Source organism: Streptomyces aureoversilis (genome assembly GCF_042657885.1).
GTDB lineage: Bacteria > Actinomycetota > Actinomycetes > Streptomycetales > Streptomycetaceae > Streptomyces > Streptomyces aureoversilis.
Genome location: NZ_JBHSKJ010000015.1, coordinates 91413 through 114466 on the forward strand (window position 1 = coordinate 91413; position 23054 = coordinate 114466).

Sequence of the window (23054 nt, forward strand, 5' to 3'; positions counted from 1 at the left end):
TGAACCGTAGTCTCGGTCGTGATGACCGATACCTCTGAAGCCCCGAGCCCGCCCGGGAGACGGTCCGCCGTCCGGTCGCTGCTGCGCCTGTGGCCCTACGTGCGGCCCGTGCGCAACACGATGATCGCCGGCGCCGCCGTGACCGTCGTCGCGTCCTGCGCCAGCCTCGTCATTCCGCTCGCGCTCAAGTGGATCGTGGACGGCCCGGTCGCCGGCAAGGACCCCTCGGGGGTGTGGCTGGGCGGCGCGCTGGTGCTCGTGCTCGGCGTGGTGGAGGCCTCGCTCTTCGCGCTGCGCCGCTTCCTCGTGGCGCGCCCGCTGGCGAAGGTCGAGGCCGACATGCGGGCGGACCTCTACGGGCACCTGCAGCGGCTGCCGGTCTCCTTCCACGACCGCTGGCCCTCGGGGCAGCTGCTCTCGCGGGGCACGACGGACCTGATGCTGCTGCGCATCTTCCTGGCCTTCCCGCTGACGTTCCTTCTGGTCAACGGCGTGACGATCCTGGTGGGCTTCATCGTCCTGCTGGTGCAGCAGTGGACGCTGGGGCTGGTGCTGCTCGCCCCGGTGGCGCCGCTGGTGATCCTCTGCGCGTATTTCGAGGAGCGCTACTCCCGGGCCGCGCGCACCGCGCAGGATCAGTCCGGCGACCTCGCGACGGTCGTCGAGGAGAGCGTCCTCGGCATCCGCATCATCAAGGGCTTCGGCCGGCACCGCGGCCAGGAGAAGGCCTTCGACGCCCTCTCCGGCCGGCTGCGCGCCACCGAGCTGGGCAAGGCGCACCTGCTGGGGATGCTCTGGGCGGTCATCATGAGCCTGCCGGAGCTGGCGATCGGGGCGGCGCTCGTCCTCGGCGTGCTGCAGGTCGCCGACGGCGACCTCTCGGCCGGCACGCTGGTGGCGTTCCTTTCGACGGCGCTGGCGCTGCGCTGGCCGGTGGAGTCCTTCGGCTTCCTGATCGCGATCGCCAACGAGTCGGCCACGGCCGCCGACCGCTACTTCGAGGTCATGGACGTGCCTGCCCCCGCCGACCGGACCACCTCCTCCGCCGCCGTCGCGTCCGTCGCCGCCGCCGCAGGCAAGAGCGGCGCCGTCCCCTCCCCGCGCGCGGAAGGCGAGCGCGGAGGGCTGCGCCTGGAGGGCGTCGGATTCCGCTACCCCGATGCCCCCGCGGACGCCCCGCCCGTCCTGCACGGCGTCGACCTGCACATCCGTCCCGGCGAGACGATGGCCCTCGTCGGCACCACGGGCAGCGGCAAGACCACGCTGACCGCCCTCATACCGCGTCTCCACGAGGCGACGTCCGGCCGGATCACCCTGGACGGCGAGGACATCGCCGCCATGCCGCGCGAGCGCCTGCGCGAGCTGGTCTCCGTGGCCTTCGAGGACCCGACGCTGTTCTCCGCGAGCGTCGGGGAGAACGTCCTGATGGGCGCCGGCGCCGGCCGGGAGGCCGATCTGGCCCGCGCCCTGGAGGTCGCCCAGGCCGGCTTCGTGCACTCCCTCCCCGAGGGCACCCGCACCCAGGTCGGCGAGCAGGGCCTGAGCCTGTCCGGCGGGCAGCGCCAGCGGCTCGCGCTGGCCCGCGCCGTCGTCGGCGACCCGCGCTTCCTCATCCTGGACGACCCGCTCTCCGCGCTCGACGTGCACACCGAGGCCCTGGTCGAGGCGGCCCTGCGCGAGGTGCTGGCCACCACGACCGCCCTCGTCGTCGCCCACCGCCCCTCCACGGTCCTGCTGGCCGACCGCGTGGCCCTGCTCTCCGAGGGACGCATCACCGCCGTCGGCACCCACCACGAACTGCTGCGCACCAGCCGGGAGTACGCCTCGCTCATGGCGGGCGGCGAGGACCGCAGTGCCGCGGCGGACCGGACGCACGCACGGCACGAGGGAGGCCGGCGATGACCACCACCGCACCCGACCGCACCGCGGCCGACGACGAGCGGGCCGGCCCCGCGGCGGGCGCCGCGGAGGACGGCGACGCCTTCGACAAGGACGTCCTGCCCGCGCCCAAGGGCGCCTCGCGCGCCCTGCTGCGCTCGCTGCTCGCCCCGGCGCGCGGCCGCGTCCGGCTCACCGCCCTCGTCATGCTGCTCCAGCAGGCGGCCGTCCAGGCGGGGCCGCTCCTCGTGGCCTTCGCCATCGACCGGGCCGTGCCGGCCGCCCGCCGCGACGACTACGGCCCGCTGATCGCCGTCGGCACCGCGTACGTGGTGTGCGCCCTGGCCGCGGGCCTGCTGCAGTACGTCTTCGTCCGGCTGTCGGCACGCATCGGCCAGAACGTGCTCCTCGACCTGCGCGGCCGGATCTTCCGCCACGCCCAGTCGCTCAGCGTCGACTTCCACGAGCGCTACACCTCCGGGCGCCTGATCTCCCGCGCGACCACCGACGTCGAGTCGATCCGCGAGCTGATCAACGAAGGGCTGCAGGAGCTCATAGGGGTCTGCCTGGCGGTCGTGTACATCTCGGCCACCCTGCTCTACCTGGACTGGGGCATCGGCGCCGTCGCCGTCCTCTCCTTCGTCCCGCTGCAGCTGCTGATGCGCTCCTACCGGCGGCGCGCGCACACGGTCTACCACGAGCGCTCCACGGCCATCGCCTCGGTGATCGTGAAGTTCACCGAGACCATGAACGGCATCCGCCCGGTCCAGGCCTTCCGCCGGGAGCGCGCCAACGCCGCGCACTTCGCCGAGCTCAACGACCGGCACCGGCACTTCAACACCCGGGCGCTGCTGGAGATGGCCCGCTACGTCTTCCTCTCCCGCCTCGTGGCCAACGTGGTGCTGGCCGCCGTCGTCCTCTGGGGCGCCTACCGGGTGGCGGGCGACGGGCTGGAGCTGGGCGTGCTCGCGGCGTCGGTGCTCTACCTGCGGCGGCTGTACGACCCGATCGACCAGCTGGCGATGTTCCTCAACTCCTACCAGTCGGCCGCCGCCTCGCTGGAGAAGATCGCGGGCCTGCTCGCCCAGCGGCCCGGCGTGCCCGAGCCCGCCGAGCCGCGCACGCTGCCGGAGCGGCGGGCGGGGCTGCCCGGCCGCGAGGTCGTCTTCGAGGGGGTGCGCTTCGCCTACCGCACGGGCGGCGAGGTGCTGCCCCGCTTCGACCTGACGCTGCAGGCCGGGCAGACGGTCGCGGTGGTCGGCTCGACGGGGGCCGGCAAGTCCACCCTCGCCAAGCTCCTGGCCCGCTTCTACGACCCCACCGAGGGCCGGGTGCTCCTCGACGGGGTGCCGCTGGACGCGCTCGCCGTGCCGGAGCTGCGGCGCGGGGTGGTGATGGTGACGCAGGAGGCCTTCCTGTTCTCCGGCACCGTCGCGGAGAACATCGCCATCGGCCGCCCCGGGGCCGGCCGCGAGGAGATCGAGCAGGCGGCGAAGGCGATCGGCGCCCACGACTTCATCACGGCCCTGCCGGAGGGCTACGACACCGACGTGCGCAAGCGCGGCGGCCGGATCTCGGCGGGGCAGCGCCAGCTGGTGGCCTTCGCGCGGGCCCTGCTCGCCGACCCGGCGGTGCTCATCCTGGACGAGGCCACGTCGTCGCTGGACATTCCGGGTGAGCAGGCGGTGCAGCGGGCGATGGCCACGGTGCTGCGCGGCCGTACGGCGGTGGTCATCGCGCACCGGCTGTCGACGGTCGAGATCGCGGACCGCGTCCTGGTGATGGCCGACGGCCGCGTCGTGGAGGACGGCTCACCGGCCGAACTGATCGGAGGCACGGGCCGCTTCGCGGACCTGCACCGGGCCTGGCGGGACAGCCTGGCCTGACGGCCCGGGTGCGCGGCGGCCGCGGCAGGCGCCGCCGCGCACCGGTATGCGGACCTCGTTCTTTCGTCAACGGACGGATTCCGGCCAACTTGCCTCCGGGCTCCTGACACGTACATGCCTGCGGTGGCACTCTTCCCTCCACTGACGCGCGGCTCCCCCACGGCACGGCCGCCGGGCGTCGGGCTCGCTCCACCGGCACGTTGCATCGCCTGCTGTCCCCCTGAGGCCCCACGCCTCCCACCCCCCCGTCCCGCGGCACCGACCGGCAGCACCCGGCGGCCACCGCACACGGGGAAGCGCAGCGCTCCACGACGTTTCACCGCACTCGCCGGATTCATCGGACCGGACCCATCGGACGGGATCCATCGGCCCCAGCTCCACCTGTTCTGTTCTGCCTGATCTGCCCCTCGCAGAAGGAGTCAGCGTGAGACCCACCCCCCAGAAGAGAGCCGTCGCCGCCGGCGCGCTGGTCGCCGTCTCGGCGATGCTCGCCGTCGGCACCCAGACCGGGACCGCGGCCGCCCGCACCGACGACGGAGCGGGCAGCGCTCCGCGCAAGGTCGTCGCCAAGGCCGACCCGGGCGCCATGCCCCTGAAGCTCACTCCCTCGCAGCGCGCCGAGCTGATCCGCCAGGCCGACGCGACCAAGGCGGAGACCGCGCGGACCCTGGGCCTCGGCGCCAAGGAGAAGCTGGTCGTCAAGGACGTCGTCAAGGACGTCAACGGCACGACCCACACCCGCTACGAGCGGACGTACGAAGGCCTGCCGGTGCTCGGCGGCGACCTCGTCGTGGACGCGACCAAGGGCGGTGGCGTCAAGAGCGTCGCCAAGGCGACCAAGGCCCGGATGACGATCACGACGACCACCCCCTCCTTCTCGGCGGCGGCCGCCGAGAAGGAGGCCGTGAAGGCCGCGGCCGCGCAGGGCTCGAAGGCCGGCAAGGCGGACCGGGCGCCCCGCAAGGTGATCTGGGCCGCGAGCGGCAAGCCGGTCCTCGCCTACGAGACCGTCGTCGGCGGCCTCCAGGAGGACGGCACGCCCAACGAGCTGCACGTCATCACCGACGCGCGCACGGGCAAGAAGCTCTTCGAGTTCCAGGGCGTCAAGCAGGGCACCGGCAACAGCAAGTACAGCGGCCAGGTGACCATCGGCACCTCGCAGTCGGGCGGCTCCTACCAGCTCAACGACGCCTCGCGCGGCGGCCACAAGACCTACAACCTCAACCGCGGCTCCTCCGGCACCGGCACCCTCTTCACCGACGCGGACGACGTCTGGGGCAACGGCACCACGAGCGACGCGGCCACCGCCGGCGTGGACGCGCACTACGGCGCCCAGCTGACGTGGGACTACTACAAGAACGTGCACGGGCGCAGCGGCATCCGCGGTGACGGCGTGGGCGCGTACAGCCGGGTGCACTACGGCAACAACTACGTCAACGCCTTCTGGTCGGACGACTGCTTCTGCATGACCTACGGCGACGGCTCCGGCAACGCCAAGCCGCTGACCTCGATCGACGTCGCCGCGCACGAGATGACGCACGGCGTCACCTCGGCCACCGCCAACCTGAACTACGTGGGCGAGTCCGGCGGCCTCAACGAGGCCACGTCCGACATCTTCGCCGCCGCCGTGGAGTTCTGGGCGGGCAACCCCAACGACGTGGGCGACTACCTCGTCGGCGAGAAGATCGACATCAACGGCAACGGCTCCCCGCTGCGCTACATGGACAAGCCCAGCAAGGACAGCCGCTCCAAGGACGCCTGGTACTCGGGCATCGGCAGCATCGACGTGCACTATTCGTCGGGCCCCGCCAACCACTGGTTCTACCTCGCCTCCGAGGGCAGCGGCGCGAAGGTGATCAACGGCGTCTCCTACGACTCGCCGACCTCCGACAACCTGCCCGTGACCGGCATCGGCCGGGACAACGCCGCGAAGATCTGGTTCAAGGCGCTGACCGGGCGCATGCAGTCCACCACCAACTACGCCGGTGCGCGCGACGCGACGCTGTGGGCCGCCGGCGAGCTCTTCGGCGTGGGCAGCGAGACGTACAACAACGTGGCCAACGCCTGGGCGGCGGTCAACGTCGGCAGCCGGGCGACCCCCGGGACCGGGGTCAGCATCACCGCACCCGGTGACCAGACGAGCATCGTGAACACCGCCGTCTCCCTGCAGATCAAGGCCACCAGCAGCAACTCCGGTGCCCTGAGCTACTCGGCCACCGGCCTGCCCGCGGGCCTGTCGATCAACGCCTCCACCGGTCTGATCTCCGGCACGCCGACCACCACGGGCACCAGCAACGTCACCGTCACGGTCAAGGACTCGGCCGGCAAGTCCTCGAGCGCGTCCTTCAAGTGGACCGTGAACACCACGGGCGGCGGCAGCGTCTTCGAGAACAACACCCCCGTCGCGATCCCGGACGCGGGCGACGCCGTGACCTCGCCGGTCGTCGTGACCCGCAGCGGCAACGGCTCCTCCGCCCTCAAGGTGGACGTGAACATCACCCACACCTACCGCGGCGACCTGCGGATCGACCTGGTCGCGCCGGACGGCAAGACGTGGCGGCTGAAGGACTCGGACGCCTGGGACTCCGCGGCGGACGTGAAGGCCAGCTACACGGTCGACGCGTCGGGCGTCTCCGCCACCGGCACGTGGAAGTTGCAGGTGCAGGACGTGTACTCGGCGGACAGCGGCACGGTCAACAGCTGGAAGCTCAGCTTCTGATCGTTCTCCGCGGACCGTACGTGGCCGGTCGCGCAGTTCCCCGCGCCCCTGAGGGGCGCACCTGAACCGGGCGCCGTCCGGGGTGAGCACGACTCCCCCGGACGGCGCCCTACGCACGCACACACGGGGCGACCGCGCGTCAGCGCAACAGCACCCCCGCCGCCTCGCCCGTCGCCTCCGACGGCAGCGTCACCAGGCCCATCTCCGCGCCGCTGGACAGCAGCCGGTGCGAGGGCAGGATGCGGACGGTGTAGCCGAAGGGGCCCGTCCGGTCGAGGGTGAGCGGCCCCTCGTACAGCCGGCGGCCGTCCAGGGCGGGGCCGCCGGCCGGCTTGAGGGGGAACGTGGCGGTCTGGCTCAGCCGGTCGGTGGGGTCGACCCGCCCGGCCACGGCCTGCACCTCCACGTCCGCCGGGTCCAGCGGGCCGAGCGTGACGCTCACCCGCAGGCAGACCGTGGAGCCCAGGGTCGCGGTGCCGTTGAGGGCGGTGTCGGCGACGGCCTCCACGTGGTCGACGGCCACGCCCGGCCACCCCGCCCGCACCCGGGCCTTCCAGGCGGCCAGCTCGCTCGCCGCGGCGGGGGTGAGGGCCCGCTGGGCCTCGGCGGCGGGGGCGTAGAGCCGCTCCACGTACTCGCGCACCATGCGCCCGGCGAGGACCTTCGGGCCGAGCGTGGTCAGCGTGCGGCGCACCATCTCGATCCAGCGGCCGGGGAGCCCGCCCTGCGTCCGGTCGTAGAAGCGCGGGGCCACCCGCCGCTCCAGCAGGTCGTAGAGGGCGGCCGCCTCCAGGTCGTCGCGGCGGTTGTCGTCCATGGCCGCGCCGTCGGCGGTGGGGATCGCCCAGCCGAAGTCGGGCTCGTACCACTCGTCCCACCAGCCGTCGAGCACCGAGAGGTTGAGACAGCCGTTGAGGGCGGCCTTCATCCCCGAGGTGCCGCAGGCCTCCAGCGGGCGCAGCGGGTTGTTGAGCCAGACGTCGCAGCCGGGGTAGAGCCGCTGGGCCATGGCCATGCCGTAGTCGGGCAGGAAGACCAGGCGCCGGCGCACGCGCGGGTCGTCGGCGAAGCGCACGAGCTCCTGCACGAGGCGCTTGCCGCTGTCGTCGGCGGGGTGGGCCTTGCCGGCAACGACGATCTGCACGGGCCGCTCGGGATGCAGGAGGAGGTCCATGAGGCGGTCGCGGTCGCGGAGCATGAGGGTGAGGCGCTTGTACGAGGGCACGCGGCGGGCGAAGCCGATGGTGAGGACGCCGGGGTCGAGCACGCCGTCGATCCAGCCGAGCTCGGCGGTGCCGGCGCCGCGCTCGCGCCAGGCGGCGCGCAGCCGCTCGCGCACCTCCTCGACCAGCTGCTCGCGCAGGGTGCGGCGCAGCTCCCAGATGTCGGCGTCGGGGATGTCGGCGACGGCGTCCCAGCGCTGGGAGCCGCCGACGGCCAGGGCGTCCTCGGTGCGGCCGGCGCCGACCCGGCGGGCGCCCAGGCGCATCACCTCGGGGGCGACCCAGGTGGGTGCGTGGACGCCGTTGGTGACGGAGTCGATGGGCACTTCCTCGGCGTCGAAGCCCGGCCACAGGCCGGCGAACATCTGCCGGCTGACCTGCCCGTGGAGGGTGGAGACGCCGTTGGCGCGCTGGGCGAGCCGCAGGCCCATGACGGCCATGTTGAAGAGGTTGGGCTCGCCGCCGGGGTAGGTCTCCAGGCCCAGTTCGAGGACGCGTTCGACGTCGATGCCGGGCAGTTCGCCGGCGGGGCCGAAGTGGCGGGCGACCAGCTCGCGGTCGAAGCGGTCGATGCCGGCGGGCACGGGGGTGTGGGTGGTGAAGACGGCTCCGGCGCGGGCGCACTCCAGGGCGGCGTCGAAGTCCAGTCCGCCGTCCACCAGTTCGCGGATGCGCTCCAGGCCCAGGAAGCCGGCGTGGCCCTCGTTGGTGTGGAAGACCTCGGGTGCGGGGTGGCCGGTCAGGCGGCAGTAGGTGCGCACGGCGCGGACGCCGCCGATGCCCAGGAGCATCTCCTGCAGCAGTCGGTGCTCGCCGCCTCCGCCGTAGAGCCGGTCGGTGACCTCGCGCTCGCCGGGGCCGTTCTCCTCGACGTCGGAGTCGAGGAGCAGCAGCGGCACCCGGCCGACCCGGGCCTGCCAGATGTAGGCGCGCAGGGAGCGGCCGCCGGGGAGGGCGAGGGAGATGCGGCTGGGGTTGCCGTCGGGCTCGCGCAGCATGGTGAGCGGGAGCTCGTTGGGGTCGAGCAGGGGGTAGTGCTCCTGCTGCCAGCCCTCGCGGGAGAGGGACTGGCGGAAGTAGCCGTGCCGGTAGAGCAGTCCGACGCCGATGAGGGGGACGCCGAGGTCGCTGGCGGACTTCAGGTGGTCGCCGGCGAGGATGCCGAGCCCGCCGCTGTACTGCGGGAGGGCGGCGGTGATGCCGAATTCGGGCGAGAAGTAGGCGATGGCGGCGGGCAGTCCCTCGGGCTGTTCCTGGTACCAGCGCCGGCCGGTGAGGTAGTCCTGCAGGTCGTCGGCCGCGGCGGCGAGCCGGCGGCGGAAGCGGCGGTCGTCGGCGAGGGCCGCGAGCCGCGCCGCGGGGACCGAGCCCAGCAGCCGCAGCGGGTCGCCGGCGGCGGCCCGCCAGCCCTCGGGGTCGACGGCCTGGAAGAGCTCACGGGTCTCGGGGTGCCAGGACCAGCGCAGATTGCGCGCCAGCTCACTGAGCGGTCGTAGGGGCTCCGGCAGAACGGGGCGCACACTGAATCGACGAATGGCCTTCACCCCCACGACGGTAGCGGGGACGCCCGGGGGCTTCGTGGCGCTTCGCGGCAACTGCCTGCTCCTGGCAGGTGCAGGCGGGAAGTGCGCCCCCTGGGGCGGCTTCCGGAGCCCCGGCCGCCGCCCGGTGCGCCCGCTACGACCGGCGGACGGGAGCATGGCCGGGAACGGCGTCCGTATGGTGGACGGTACGGAGAAGCGGACCGCATGCGTCGGCACCGCGGCTGATGCACCCGTACGAGGCGTAAATACGCCGCGCGTACAGCGGGAACGGCGGCGGCCGGTTACCGCTACGGCCTTCGACGGCCGGAACGGAGGGCCATTCCCCCGTCTGGCCGCCGGTTACCCGGTTTTCGCGCATTGCACACGATCGGCCCAACGGGGAGACTTCGTACGGGTGACGGCGTGCCGACCATCCTCCCCACCGGGTGCCACGGGAACTACGCACCGGTAGGTCCCACGGTGCGGGCATGCCCGGCCGGGACCGGTGGGAAAGCTCAAGCGGTATGCAGGGAGTCGCAGTCCGCCGCCGCCTCGTGTACGCGTCCCATGCCCCTCCGCACGTCTTCCGCACCCACCCGAGTGAACGCGGTCAGGAGCAGTCATGCCCGCACCCGGCCGGCCGCCGGCGGAGCAGATAGAAAGAGCAGAACTCGCCAGACCCACCGCTTCGTCCCACCCGCACCGCCCCTCCGATCCCGTCGAATCCCCAGGTGATCCCATGATCGGTCGTATTCCCGTCCTGGACCTCGGGCCGCTCGTGGACTGCGGCCGCCGGCCGGTCAAGGCGGTCGTCGGCGAGACCTTCCAGGTCACCGCCACCGTCTTCCGCGAGGGCCACGACGCGCTCGGCGCCAACGTGGTGCTGCGCGACCCGGCGGGCCGCAGCGGCCCCTGGACCCCCATGCGCGAACTCGCGCCCGGCACCGACCGCTGGGGCGCGGACGTCACGCCCGGCTCGGAGGGCCGCTGGACGTACGCGGTGGAGGCCTGGGGCGATCCGGTGGCGACCTGGCGGCACCGGGCCTCGGTGAAGATCCCGGCCGGGATGGACGTCCAACTCGTCCTGGAGGAAGGGGCGCTGCTCTACGAGCGCGCCGCCGCCGGGGTGCCGAAGAAGGAGGGCCGCGAGGCCGTGCTGGCCGCGGTCGACGCGCTGCGCGACCCGGGCCGCCCGCCCACCGCGCGGCTCGCCGCCGCCCTCGCGCCCCCGGTCACGGCGGCGCTGGCCGAGCACCCGCTGCGCGAGCTGGTCTCCGCGAGCCGGCCGGTGCCGGTGCTGGTGGAGCGCGAACGGGCCCTGTTCGGCTCCTGGTACGAGATGTTCCCGCGCTCGGAGGGGGCGACGCCCGCAGATGGGCGCCGGCCGGCCCGCAGCGGTACGCTGCGCACCGCCGCCCGGCGGCTGCCGGCCGTAGCCGCGATGGGCTTCGACGTCGTCTACCTGCCGCCGGTGCACCCCATCGGCACCGCCTACCGCAAGGGCCCCAACAACGCGCTCACCGCGGGCCCGTACGACGTCGGCAGCCCCTGGGCGATCGGCTCGGCCGACGGCGGGCACGACGCCCTCCACCCCGACCTCGGCACCTTCGAGGACTTCGACCACTTCGTCGCGCGCGCCCGCGAGCTGCGCATGGAGGTCGCCCTCGACTTCGCCCTGCAGTGCTCCCCGGACCACCCCTGGGTCGCCAAGCACCCCGAGTGGTTCCACCACCGCGCCGACGGCACCATCGCCTACGCCGAGAACCCGCCCAAGAAGTACCAGGACATCTACCCCCTGGCCTTCGACGAGGACTTCGACGGGCTGGTCCGCGAGAGCCTGCGGGTGCTGCGGTTCTGGATGGAGCACGGCGTGCGGATCTTCCGCGTCGACAATCCGCACACCAAGCCGGTGGTGTTCTGGGAGAAGGTGATCGCCGAGATCGGCCGCACCGACCCGGACGTGGTCTTCCTCGCCGAGGCCTTCACCAGGCCCGCGATGATGCGCACGCTCGGCGCGATCGGCTTCCAGCAGTCCTACACCTATTTCACCTGGCGCAACACCAAGCAGGAGCTCACGGACTACCTCACCGAGCTCTCCGGGGAGGCGGCCGCGTGCATGCGGCCCAACCTCTTCGTGAACACCCCCGACATCCTGCACGCCTATCTGCAGAACGGCGGCCGGGCCGCCTTCGAGGCGCGCGCCGTGCTCGCCGCGACGCTCTCGCCGGCCTGGGGCATGTACGCCGGATACGAGCTGTGCGAGAACGCTCCGGTGCACCCCGGGAGCGAGGAATACCTGGACTCGGAGAAATACCAGCTGCGCCCGCGCGACTGGGACGCGGCCGAACGCGAGGGCCGCAGCCTGGCCCCGCTGATCACGCTGCTGAACCGGCTGCGCCGGCGCCATCCCGCCCTGCAGCGACTGCGCAACTTGCGTTTCCATTACGCCGACAACGACGCCGTCATCGCCTATTCCAAGCGGGCGGGCAGCTCGTGCGTACTCACGGTCGTCAACCTCGACCCCCACCACACCCAGGAGGCCACGGTCTCGTTGGACATGCCGGAACTCGGCCTCGCGTGGCACGAGTCCGTCCCGGTGCGCGACGAGCTCACCGGAGAGACCTATCACTGGGGCAGGGACAACTATGTGCGCCTCGAGCCGGGCCGTTCCATCGCGCCCGCGCACGTGTTCTCGCTGCGACCGTCCTCACCGATCGGAGGGTCACCCACACCATGATCGTCAATGAGCCCGTCCCCGACACGTTCGAGGACACTCCCGCCAAGGACCTGGACCCCGACTGGTTCAAGCGCGCCGTCTTCTACGAGGTGCTCGTCCGGTCCTTCCAGGACAGCGACGGCGACGGCATCGGCGACCTCAAGGGTCTGACCGCCAAGCTGGACTACCTGCAGTGGCTGGGCGTCGACTGCTTGTGGCTGCCGCCGTTCTTCCAGTCGCCGCTGCGCGACGGCGGCTACGACGTCTCCGACTACACCTCGGTGCTCCCGGAGTTCGGCGACCTGGCCGACTTCGTGGAGTTCGTGGACGCGGCGCACCAGCGCGGCATGCGCGTCATCATCGATTTTGTCATGAACCATACGAGCGATCAGCACGAATGGTTCCAGCAGTCGCGCAGCGACCCCGAAGGTCCCTACGGCGATTACTACGTCTGGGCCGACGACGACAAGCGGTATCCGGACGCGCGCATCATCTTCGTCGACACGGAGACGTCGAACTGGACCTTCGACCCGGTCCGCAAGCAGTACTACTGGCACCGCTTCTTCTCCCACCAGCCGGACCTCAACTACGAGAACCCGGCCGTGCAGGAGGAGATCCTGGCCGCGCTGCGGTTCTGGCTGGACCTCGGCATCGACGGCTTCCGGCTGGACGCGGTGCCGTACCTCTTCGCGGAGGAGGGCACCAACTGCGAGAACCTGCCGCAGTCGCACGCCTTCCTCAAGCGCGTCCGGGCCGAGATCGACGCCCATTACCCGGACACCGTGCTGCTGGCCGAGGCCAATCAGTGGCCCGAGGACGTCGTCGACTACTTCGGGGACTACGAGACCGGCGGCAACGAATGCCACATGGCCTTCCACTTCCCCGTGATGCCGCGCATCTTCATGGCCGTGCGGCGGGAATCCCGCTACCCGGTCTCGGAAATCCTGGCCAAGACCCCGGCCATCCCGTCGCGCTGCCAGTGGGGCATCTTCCTGCGCAACCACGACGAGCTGACGCTGGAGATGGTCACCGACGAAGAGCGCGACTACATGTACGCGGAGTACGCCAAGGACCCGCGGATGCGCGCCAACATCGGCATCCGCCGCCGACTGGCCCCGCTGCTCGACAACGACCGCAATCAGATCGAGCTGTTCACCGCGCTGCTGTTCTCCCTGCCCGGCTCGCCGATCCTCTACTACGGCGACGAGATCGGCATGGGCGACAACATCTGGCTCGGCGACCGCGACGGCGTGCGCACCCCGATGCAGTGGACGCCCGACCGCAACGCCGGCTTCTCCTCGTGCGATCCGGGCCGGCTGTACCTGCCGACCATCATGGACCCGGTCTACGGCTACCAGGTCACCAACGTCGAGGCCGCCATGAGCAGCCCCTCGTCGCTGCTGCACTGGACCCGCCGGATGATCGAGATCCGCAAGCAGAACCCGGCCTTCGGGCTCGGCTCGTACACCGAGCTCACCTCCAGCAACCCCGCCGTGCTCGCGTTCCTGCGCGAAGTGCGGCTGCCGGGGCAGCGGGAGGACGACCTCGTGCTCTGCGTGAACAACTTCTCCCGCTTCGCACAGCCGACCGAGCTCGACCTGCGGGCGTTCAGCGGCCGGCATCCCGTCGAGCTGATCGGTGGGGTGCGCTTCCCCGCCATCGGCGAACTGCCCTATCTGCTGACCCTGGCCGGTCACGGCTTCTACTGGTTCCGGCTCCGCCGTGGCGCGCCGCCGCCGGCCGGCCACTGAGGGCGCTCCCGTGCGCGCCGGCGCCCGCCGGCCCGTCGCGCACGGGCGGTTTTCCCCCGCGAAGCCTGGGCACCCTCACTACTACGCACGGGCCGGGCCGAACGGATCGCTTCCGCTTCGGGACCGCCGCGGGGCCGCTGCCCGGCCGCCGCACGCCCGCACCAGGGGCCGCAGGCGCCGACCGAACGGACGATCCTCGCCCGACACCCCCCGCCTCCGGCGGGGGACCCCAGCACCGCGCACCGGTCAATGCCGCAATCCGGGACCGCGATCCGGGACACTTTGCCCCATATGCCGTGCCCCGGGGAAAGGACGCGACGCCATGTCGGACGCTGCACCGTCCCGCCGGGGCACCGGACGCCGGGACACCGGACGGAAGGGGGGCGCCCCCGGTCCGCTGCTGTCCTCGGTCCGCGCCGCTCCCGCGGCCCACGCACCCGGCCAGGAGGCCGCCGACGCGGGGCTGCTGGGCTCGCTGGTGCCGCTGCTCTCCGAGTGGCTGCCGCGTCAGCGGTGGTTCGCGGGCAAGGGCCGTCCCATCACGGGCTTCACGCTCGTCGCCGCCACCGAGCTGCTGCCCCACCACACCGGCGCCACCGTCCCCGGCCTGCTCCACCTGCTCGTCCGCGCCCAGCAGCCCGGCGCCCCCGCCGGCGGCCGGCCCGCGGACGCCCCGGCGTCCGCCGCCCCCGTCGTCCACGCCGGCACCGACGACTGCTACCAGCTCCTGCTCGGCGTCCACGACGTCCTGCCGCCGCACCTGGCGCCCGCGCTCATCGGCCGCCCCGTCGGGGGCCCGCTGCACGGCCGCGCCGTCTACGAGGGCCTGGCCGACCCCCGGCTCGCCAGCCTGCTGCTGGAGCGGCTGCGGCTGCCCGGCCGGCTCGGGCCGCTGCGCTTCAGCCGCGAGGAGGGCGTCGTGATCGGCGCCGGGCTCGCCCCCCGCCTCATCGGCGCCGAACAGTCCAACTCCTCGGTCGTCTACGGCGAAACGTATATCCTCAAGCTCTTCCGCCGCGTCTGCCCCGGCACCAACCCCGACCTCGAACTCCCCCGCGCCCTCGCCGGCACCGGCTGCGCCCGGGTGCCCGCCCCGGCCGCCTGGTTCGAGGCCGTCGTGCCCGGCGCGGGCACCGAACCCATGACGCTCGGCGTGCTCCAGCCCTACCTGCCCGGCTCCGCCGACGGCTGGCAGCTGGCCCTCAGCGCCCTCGCCGTCCGCGCCGACTTCACCGCCTCCGCCCGCGCCCTCGGCCACGCCACCGCCGAAGTGCACGGCGCGCTCGCCGAGGCGCTGCCCACGGTGGTGCTGCGCCGCCCCCAGCTCGAACACCTCGCCGCCGCGATGACCCGGCGCCTGGACGCCGCCGCCGACGCCGTCCCGGCGCTGCGCCCGTTCCGGGCCGCGCTGCGGGCCGCCTACGACGACCTGGCCGCGCTCGGCCGCGCCGGGCGCACGTGGCGCGCCCAGCGCATCCACGGCGACCTCCACCTCGGACAGGCGCTGCGCACCGCCGAGGACGGCCGCTGGGCCCTGATCGACTTCGAGGGCGAGCCGGCCCGGCCCCTGGCCGAACGCTCCCGGCCGCAGCCGACCGCCCGCGACGTCGCCGGCATGCTGCGCTCCTTCGACTACGCGGCGGCGGTCGGCCGGGCGAGCGGCACCAGCTGGTCGGAGCGCGCCCGCGCCGCGTTCTGCGAGGGCTACGGCTCGGTGCACGGCGATCCGCGCGAGGACCCGCAGCTGCTGCGCGCCCACGAGACGGACAAGGCCGTCTACGAAGTCCTCTACGAGGCCCGGCACCGCCCGGACTGGCTCCCGGTCCCGATGGCCGCCATCCGCCGGCTGGCGGAGCCGGCGGGGGGCGCGGACGGCCCGCAGGCCGACCGCCCGGCCCGCCCGCAGAGGGAGCAGACCCCGTGACACCGGAGACCCGAGGGACACCAGCCCGAGGGGCACCAGCCCGACACGAGGCGGTCCGGCACCGGGCCGCCCGGCGTCGGGCTGTCCGGCATCAGGCCGCTTGGCCTCAGGCCGCCCGGCATCGGGCAGTCCGGCACCGCCGGGACGCGGCGTCGTGGCCGGTCGCCGTTGCGGCGGGGAGCTCCCGCCAGCGGCAAGAAAACCAGCCCGGGCACCCGCCCACCCCCATCCGCCGCAACGGCCCGCAACCACCGCACCGGAGCCCGGCGACGCCCGCCCGGCACCGGGCCGTCCGGCATCAGGCCGCCCGGCCCCACCGGGACGCAACCATCACCGATTCCGCTCCCGGCGCCGCCGGCCGGGAGGCTCCGAGGAGGACCGCACCGTGACCGCTCGACCGCCGTCCCGTCGTTCGCCCCACGAGCCCGAACCCGGAGGAGTTCCGGGTGGTGCGCGGGGGGTCCCGGCCACGTTCCTGCCGGGGCGGGGTGCCAAGGCGGAGCGGGAGCCCGGACCGCAGCCCGAATCGGTGCCCGCACCACAGGACGCACCGGAGGTCGCGCCGCGCGAGCCCTCGGCGGCACGGGGCGCGAAGCGTACGCCCGCCGCGCGGCGCGGGGTGCGGCCCGCCGAGCCGCTGGGCGCGGAGGACCGCGAGCGGCTGCTGAACGGCGCGCACCACGACCCGCACGGCCTGCTGGGAGCGCACCCGGTGCCCGGCGGAGTGGCGTTCCGCACCCTGCGCCCCTTCGCACGCTCCGTGGCGGTCAGCGCGAAGGGCCTGCGGGTGGAGCTGTACGACGAGGGGGACGGCCTCTTCGCGGCGGTGCTGCCCCTCAGCGAGCTCCCCGACTACCGCCTGCTGGTGAGCTACGAGGGCACGGAGCTGGAGGTCCGCGACCCGTACCGCTTCCTGCCCGCCCTCGGCGACCTCGACCTGCACCTGATCCACGAGGGCCGTCACGAGCAGCTGTGGCAGGCGCTGGGCGCGATGCCGATGGTGCACGAGGAGGTGGCGGGCACCCGGTTCACGGTGTGGGCGCCGAACGCCCTGGGCGTACGGGTCGTCGGCGACTTCAACTACTGGGACGGCGCCGGCCACCCCATGCGGTCGCTGGGCGCGTCCGGGGTGTGGGAGCTGTTCCTGCCGGACATCGGCGAGGGGGCACTGTACAAGTTCGAGATCACGCGCCCGGACGGCTCGCACACGATGCGCGCGGACCCCATGGCGCACCGTACGGAGGCCCCGCCGGCGAACGCGTCGGTCGTGCACGCCTCGCACCACACCTGGCAGGACGCGGAGTGGATGGCGGCCCGCACGCAGAAGCCCGTCCACGAGCATCCCTTCTCCGTCTACGAGGTGCACCTGCCCTCCTGGCGCCCCGGCCTGACCTATCGGCAGCTGGCCGCGCAACTGCCCGCCTACGTCAAGGACCTCGGGTTCACGCACGTGGAGCTGATGCCGATCGCCGAGCACCCCTTCGGCGGCTCCTGGGGCTACCAGATCACCGGCTTCTACGCCCCGACCGCCCGCCTGGGCACCCCGGACGACTTCAAGTACCTGGTGGACGCGCTGCACGCGGCCGGCATCGGGGTGCTCATGGACTGGGTGCCCGCGCACTTCCCGCGCGACGACTGGGCGCTGGCCGAGTTCGACGGGCGGCCGCTGTACGAGCCCGCGGACCCGCTGCGCGCCGCGCACCCCGACTGGGGCACGCTGGAGTTCGACTACGGCCGCACGGAGGTGCGCAACTTCCTCGTGGCCAACGCCGTCTACTGGTGCGAGGAGTTCCACATCGACGGCCTCCGGGTGGACGCCGTCGCCTCCATGCTCTACCTCGACTACTCCCGCGAAGCCGGCCAGTGGACGCCGAACGTCCACGGCGGCCGGGAGAACCTGGACGCGGTCGCGTTCCTGCAGGAGATGAACGCGACCGTCTACCGCCGCTGCCCCGGCGTCGTCACGGTCGCCGAGGAGTCCACGGCCTGGGACGGCGTCACCCGCGCCACGCACCACATCGGGGCGGGCGGCTTCGGCGGCCTCGGCTTCGGCCTGAAGTGGAACATGGGCTGGATGCACGACTCCCTCGTCTACGTCTCGAAGGAGCCGGTGCACCGCAAGTACCACCACGGCGAGATGACGTTCTCGATGATCTACGCGTACAGCGAGAACTACGTGCTGCCGATCTCGCACGACGAGGTCGTCCACGGCAAGCGCGCCCTGGTGTCGAAGATGCCGGGCGACTGGTGGCAGCAGCGCGCCAACCACCGCGCCTACCTCGGCTTCATGTGGGCGCACCCGGGCAAGCAGCTGCTCTTCATGGGACAGGAGTTCGCGCAGGGCGCCGAGTGGTCCGAGGCCCACGGCCCCGACTGGTGGCTGCTCGACCCGTCCTACTCCGCCGAGGCGGACCACCGGGGCGTACGGGACCTGGTCCGCGACCTGAACTCCGCCTACCTGGCCACGCCCGCCCTGTGGCAGCGGGACACCGTCCCCGAGGGCTTCGAGTGGGTGGTGGGCGACGCGGCGGAGGACAACGTCTTCGCCTTCCTGCGGTTCGACGCCCAGGGCGCGCCCCTGCTGGCGGTCAGCAACTTCTCCCCCGTGGTGCGGCACGGCTACGCCCTGGGCGTGCCCGGCCGGTTCACGGCGTGGCAGGAGATCCTCAACACGGACGCCGCCCGCTACGGCGGCAGCGGCGTCACCACCCCCGACCCGGTCAAGACGGAGGCCACCCGCCACCACGGCCGCCCGGCGAGCATCACGGTGACGCTGCCGCCGCTGGCGACGGTGTGGTGGCGGGCGGTGTGAGGCCGGCTCCGGCGGCATGACGAAGCCCCGGACACCCACCAAGGGGGTCCGGGGCCTGGGCTTCGTACGGAGGCCGGGGCACCGCCCGGCGGTGCCTGCCGGCCTCAGACCGTGGCCGTCTCCTTCTCGGCCTCGGCCGCCGCGGCGGCCTCCGGCTCGCTCTTCCCACGGCCCGGCAGCAGGAAGGCGACCAGCACCGTACCCACGCCGAGAATGATCGCGCCGACGACGCTGGTGTGGGCGACCGCGTCCGCGAACGACTTGTGCACGGCTTCGGCCACGGTCTGCGCCTGCTGCGCCCCGAGGGCGGCGGCCTTCTCCGGGCCGACCTTCGGCGCCGCGCCGGCCGCGACCTGCCTGCCGACCTCCTTGGCCACGGCCAGGCCCGCGCCCACCGAGTCCTGCGCGACGGTGAGCGCCTTCTCCGGCAGCTTCGGGCCGCCGGCCTCGGCCGCCTTCGCGGCGGCGTCACCGAGGTTGGAGGAGTAGGTCTTGGCGAGCACGGTGCCGAGGATGGCGATGCCCAGGGAGCCGCCCATCTCGATCGAGGTGCTGTTGACGGCGCCGCCGACGCCCAGCTGGTCCTCCGGGAAGGAGCCCATGATGGCGTTGGTGCACGGCGACAGGGACAGGCCGATGGCCAGACCCAGGATGATCAGCGGCAGGACGAAGTCGTCGTACGTGGAGGACTCGTCGACGCGGGCGAGCAGCGCGATGGCGACCGTGCCGACGGTCATGCCGCACGCCACGGTGACCTTCATGCCCACCTTGGGGGTGAGGACCGCGGTCAGCGCACCGCCCACGAACACCGCGCCGGCCAGCGGCAGCATCCGCACGCCGGTGTCCAGCGGCGAGTAGCCGAGGACGAACTGCAGGTGCTGGGTGAGGTAGTAGAACGCGCCGAAGACGGCGAGGAAGAACAGCGCGACCGCCATGGTCGAGCCGGCGAACGCGCGCTTGGTGAAGCGGCGGACGTCCAGGACCGGGTGCGGGTGGCGCAGCTCCCAGAGGACGAAGAGGACCAGGCCGACGCCCGCGATGACCGCGGCGGCGATCGCCTTGGCGCCCCAACCGAAGTGCGGGCCCTCGATGATCATGTAGATGAGCGAGCCGACCCAGACGACGGACAGCAGGCCGCCGATGTAGTCGATCTTGGCTGCTTCCTTGCCGGGACCCGTCGCCTTGGACGGCGGGACGAGTGCCAGCGCGCCGATGATGCCGAGGAAGGCGATCGGCACGTTGATGAGGAAGGTGGAGGCCCACCCGTGGTCCTCCAGCAGCGCACCGGCCACGAGCGGGCCGACGGCGATGGCGAGACCGGCGGTGGCCGTCCAGATGGTGATGGCCTTGGCCCGCTCCTCGCGCGGGAAGGTCGCGGCGAGCAGCGACAGCGTGGCCGGCATGATCATGGCTGCGCCGACGCCCATGACGGCGCGCGACGCGATGACCCCGGCCGAGCTGTCGACCATCGAGCCGGCGACGGAGGCCGCGCCGAAGACGAGAAGGCCGAGAACGAGCGCTCCGCGGCGGCTGTACTTGTCGCCGACGGCGCCGAGGATCAGCATCAGCGCGGCGTACGGGACGGTGTAGCCGTCGATGACCCACTGCAGGTCGGAGCTGCCCAGGCCGAGGTCCTGGACCATGTCGGGGGCGGCGACCGTCAGGGACGTGTTGGCCATGACGATGATCAGCAGGCTGATGCAGAGCACGCCCAGCGCTGCCCATCGCCTCTTGTACGGACCGTCCATCTCGTCGACCGGTGTCGACATCGCGAGGCCCATCGGTCACCCCTTCCTATCCTGCACAGATCTTGCACACGGTTGTGCAATTACACATCACTGTGCAAATTACGGGACGGCATCGCCCGGTGCAAAATGAGGTGCAGGATGTCGGCCACGGAGGCTGCGCCCGAAGCCCCTCCTCGGCAGAGATTCGACGCAGAGACTCGATGCAGAGACTCCACGGACAGAGAAGAGACCAATGGCCGGCAGAGCGGACGCCAATCGCCGCCGCATCATGGACATCGCGCTCGCGGAGCTGCTGCGCGACCCGGACGCGAGCATGGACCAGATCGCACGGGCGGCAGGAGTCGTCCGGCGCACGGTCTACGGCCACTTCCCCAGCCGCGAGGCGCTGATGAGCGCCCTCGTCGACGACGCCGCGAACGCGGTGGAACTCGCCCAGGCCGAGGCCCTGCGCGAGGTCGACGACCCCGCCAAGGCCCTGGCCCGCTCCATGCTCGCCGCCTGGGAGATCGCCGACGGCTACCGCCTGCTGATCTCCCTGGCCCAGCGCAGCGTCACCGTCGAAGGCATCCACCGCCGCCTGGAGCCGGTGCGCCGCGAGTGCGCCGCGATGCTCCAACGCGGCCTGGACGAGGGCCGCTTCGCCTCACCGCTGCCCGCGATCGCCCTCGCATACGTACGGGAGCAGGTTCTCTTCGGCCTCATGCAGGCCGTCAACGACGGCGTCCTCGCCCCGGCGGACGCCGGCCGCTCGGCCGCCGTGACCGCGCTCACCGCGGCGGGAGTCCCCGCGGTGGAGGCTGAGGAGCTGGTGGCCGGCCTGACAGCAGCGCCATAGAGCCGGGCCATGCCGTGTGCGGCTCCGGCGGCTTCCCGCCACCGCGGTCGACGCCGCCGCGCTCGCCGTCGCCGTCGCGGCCGGAACCAGGGCTGCTGCTCCGGCCGGGGTGGCGGATGATGGGGCCCTTGCTACGGCTCGGGCTGGTGCTGATGCTGGGACTCCTGCTGACGCTGGGACTCCTGCTGACGCTCGGGCTCCTGCTGACGCTCGGGCTCTTGCTGACGCTCGGGCTCTTGCTGACGCTCGGGCTCTTGCTGCCACCGGGGATGATCACGACGCTGCGGCTGGGGCTGGAACCGGGCTGAGAGCTCGTCACCCTGCTGGGGCTGGAGGTGGCAATGGGGTCGTTGCTGCTGCGGCCGGGACCGGGGCTGAAACTCACCCGAGGGCCACTCGTCCCGACCGAAGGGCCGTCGGGTGACGGGCTACCGCCCGGCACGGGCCCCGAGGAACCCGGCTGCGGCCCCGGCTGCGGCCCTGGGGACGGATCGTCGCCGCCGGCGCCGGCGACTGCCGCCCACACCACGACGACGCCCACCACCCCGGCGAGGACGAGCAGCCCGCGCCGGAGCAGGTTCGGCCGGGCCGGGTCTGGGCCCTCTCCCCGGCCCGGGCCGGAGGCCTCCACGTAGGCGAGGTTCGCCCTGGTCAGCTCCGCCCCGGCGGTGTCGCCCAGGGCCACGCGTATCCGCAGCGCGTGCCGCAGCCGGGCGGCGGCCTCCTCGGGCCGGTCCTCGGCGTAGGCCACGGTGCCCAGTTGGTGGGAGAACAGCGCCTCCGAGGCCCGGTCGCCGATCCGCCGGGCCGCGTCCTCGCCCTGCTCCAGCACCTCCTTCCACTGCTGCCAGCGGCGTCCGGCGAACAAGGCGGCTTCGGCGATCTTCGTCAGCCGGATCACGGCCCGCCATTCCGCCCGCTCGGCGGCGAACCCGAGCAGCCCGACGATGCCCTCCACGCCTTCGAGCGCGTCCGTGAGCCCGTGCACTCCCCCGTCGAGGGCGTTGTCCAGCCAGTCGGCGAGCCCGTTGACGGCCGCGCTCAACGAGACCGCGTCGAGCAGCAGGTCCCGGACGCTGTCCTCCAGGCAGACCGGCAGCCCGAAGCGGTCCTCCTCCGGGCGCTCGACGAGCCCCCTCTCGTGCAGGGACAGCAGGGTCTGCGCCGCGTAGGCGATGTCGCCGACGGCCGACACCCACTTCCCCGGCACCAAGGCGCCGGCCACGATCGCCAGGACCGCGAGGGCCTTGCGCTCCCGCCCCGACAGCCGTCCCGCACTCATCCGGTCCAGCTCGCGCACGCCCCGTGCGGCGCGCTCCGCCACCGCCTCGACCGGGTATCCGGCCCGCACCAGCGCCGCGGCCTGCCGGACCGACAGCGGCCGGCCCCGTACGGCCTCCAGCAGCCGCCGCACGACGGGCAGTTCGGCGTCCCGCACGGTGCGGCCCAGCGACCCGGCGAAGAGGTCGAACGCCGCGTCCTGCGGCAGCCCCGGCAGCAGCCGCGACGCCGCCGCGCCGCCGCCCAGCACCGGCTGCTCCCCGCCCACGAGCAGGACGCAGCCGGGCAGGGCGTCCGCCAGCTGCCGCGGGACGGGCGAACCCGGCGGCACCTCATCGAGCACGATCAGCGGCCGTGCGTGCCGTATGAGCTGCCGGCAGACCGCCCCGGAGTACTTCACCGGCTCGGGCCCCGCGGACACGTACAACTCGTCCACGAGCAGTTGAAGGACGTCCTCCAGCGGAGTCCGGCCCACGCGCACGAACGCGCTGCGCCTCCCGCCCGAGGCGATGTTCCGGAGCAGACTGCTCTTCCCGAACCCGCAGGGCCCGTGGAACTCCACCGTCCGCCCGTCCAGGATCTCCTGCCAGGCGGTGGCCAGCACCTCCTCCCGGCCCAGCAGCACGGGCGCCGGAGCGGTCCACCGGTGCCGCAGCCCGGGATCGCGGAGAAGCAGCTCCGAACGCTGGAGCCGGGTACCGCTGCGGGAAGTGAGAGTGATACGGGAACTGCCGTAGAGAACGCTGTACACATATCCC

11 protein-coding genes are annotated in these 23054 nt (G+C 73.0%); 8 read left to right on the forward strand and 3 right to left on the reverse strand.

Annotated elements, in window-relative coordinates:
* Positions 1-21: 21 nt before the first annotated feature.
* From ACFPP6_RS24945 to ACFPP6_RS24955, 3 genes are all read left to right on the forward strand, one after another.
* A complete protein-coding gene (locus ACFPP6_RS24945; protein WP_382046401.1) occupies positions 22-1902 on the forward strand; it encodes an ABC transporter ATP-binding protein in 1881 nt (626 codons plus the stop codon).
* Positions 1899-3764, forward strand: a complete 1866-nt coding sequence (locus ACFPP6_RS24950) for an ABC transporter ATP-binding protein (RefSeq protein WP_382046405.1) — start codon at positions 1899-1901, stop codon at positions 3762-3764. Before ACFPP6_RS24945 ends, ACFPP6_RS24950 begins: the two co-directional genes overlap by 4 nt.
* Before the next feature lie 424 nt (positions 3765-4188).
* Positions 4189-6483 (forward strand): M4 family metallopeptidase, encoded by a 2295-nt coding sequence (locus ACFPP6_RS24955; RefSeq protein WP_382046408.1) that lies wholly within the window; start codon positions 4189-4191, stop codon positions 6481-6483.
* 139 nt (positions 6484-6622) lie between these two features.
* Here ACFPP6_RS24955 and glgP read toward each other — a convergent pair whose 3' ends face one another.
* A complete protein-coding gene (gene glgP, locus ACFPP6_RS24960) occupies positions 6623-9250 on the reverse strand; it encodes an alpha-glucan family phosphorylase (RefSeq protein ID WP_382046411.1) in 2628 nt (875 codons plus the stop codon).
* A gap of 718 nt (positions 9251-9968) precedes the next feature.
* On the opposite strand from glgP, the gene ACFPP6_RS24965 reads away from it, so the two are divergent.
* From ACFPP6_RS24965 to glgB, 4 genes are all read left to right on the forward strand, one after another.
* Positions 9969-11966, forward strand: coding sequence for an alpha-1,4-glucan--maltose-1-phosphate maltosyltransferase (locus ACFPP6_RS24965; protein WP_382046414.1), 1998 nt, complete (start codon positions 9969-9971; stop codon positions 11964-11966).
* Positions 11963-13696, forward strand: coding sequence for a maltose alpha-D-glucosyltransferase (gene treS / locus ACFPP6_RS24970; RefSeq protein WP_382046417.1), 1734 nt, complete (start codon positions 11963-11965; stop codon positions 13694-13696). Before ACFPP6_RS24965 ends, treS begins: the two co-directional genes overlap by 4 nt.
* 322 nt (positions 13697-14018) lie before the next feature.
* A complete protein-coding gene (locus tag ACFPP6_RS24975) occupies positions 14019-15620 on the forward strand; it encodes a maltokinase N-terminal cap-like domain-containing protein (protein WP_382046420.1) in 1602 nt (533 codons plus the stop codon).
* A 619-nt stretch (positions 15621-16239) separates the two neighbouring features.
* Positions 16240-18432 carry a 1,4-alpha-glucan branching enzyme gene (glgB, locus tag ACFPP6_RS24980; protein ID WP_382046729.1) on the forward strand — a complete coding sequence of 731 codons (2193 nt, stop codon included), beginning with the start codon at positions 16240-16242 and terminating at the stop codon, positions 18430-18432.
* Positions 18433-18536: 104 nt separating this feature from the next.
* Here the strand turns inward: glgB and ACFPP6_RS24985 are convergent, their stop codons facing one another.
* Positions 18537-20213, reverse strand: a complete 1677-nt coding sequence (locus ACFPP6_RS24985; RefSeq protein WP_382046423.1) for an MFS transporter — start codon at positions 20211-20213, stop codon at positions 18537-18539.
* Between the two features lie 199 nt (positions 20214-20412).
* On the opposite strand from ACFPP6_RS24985, the gene ACFPP6_RS24990 reads away from it, so the two are divergent.
* Positions 20413-21015, forward strand: coding sequence for a TetR/AcrR family transcriptional regulator (locus tag ACFPP6_RS24990; protein WP_382046425.1), 603 nt, complete (start codon positions 20413-20415; stop codon positions 21013-21015).
* Here the strand turns inward: ACFPP6_RS24990 and ACFPP6_RS24995 are convergent.
* Complete coding sequence (locus tag ACFPP6_RS24995; protein ID WP_382046427.1) at positions 20948-23047, reverse strand: hypothetical protein; 2100 nt, start codon at positions 23045-23047, stop codon at positions 20948-20950. The genes ACFPP6_RS24990 and ACFPP6_RS24995 overlap by 68 nt on opposite strands.
* Positions 23048-23054 lie beyond the last annotated feature (7 nt).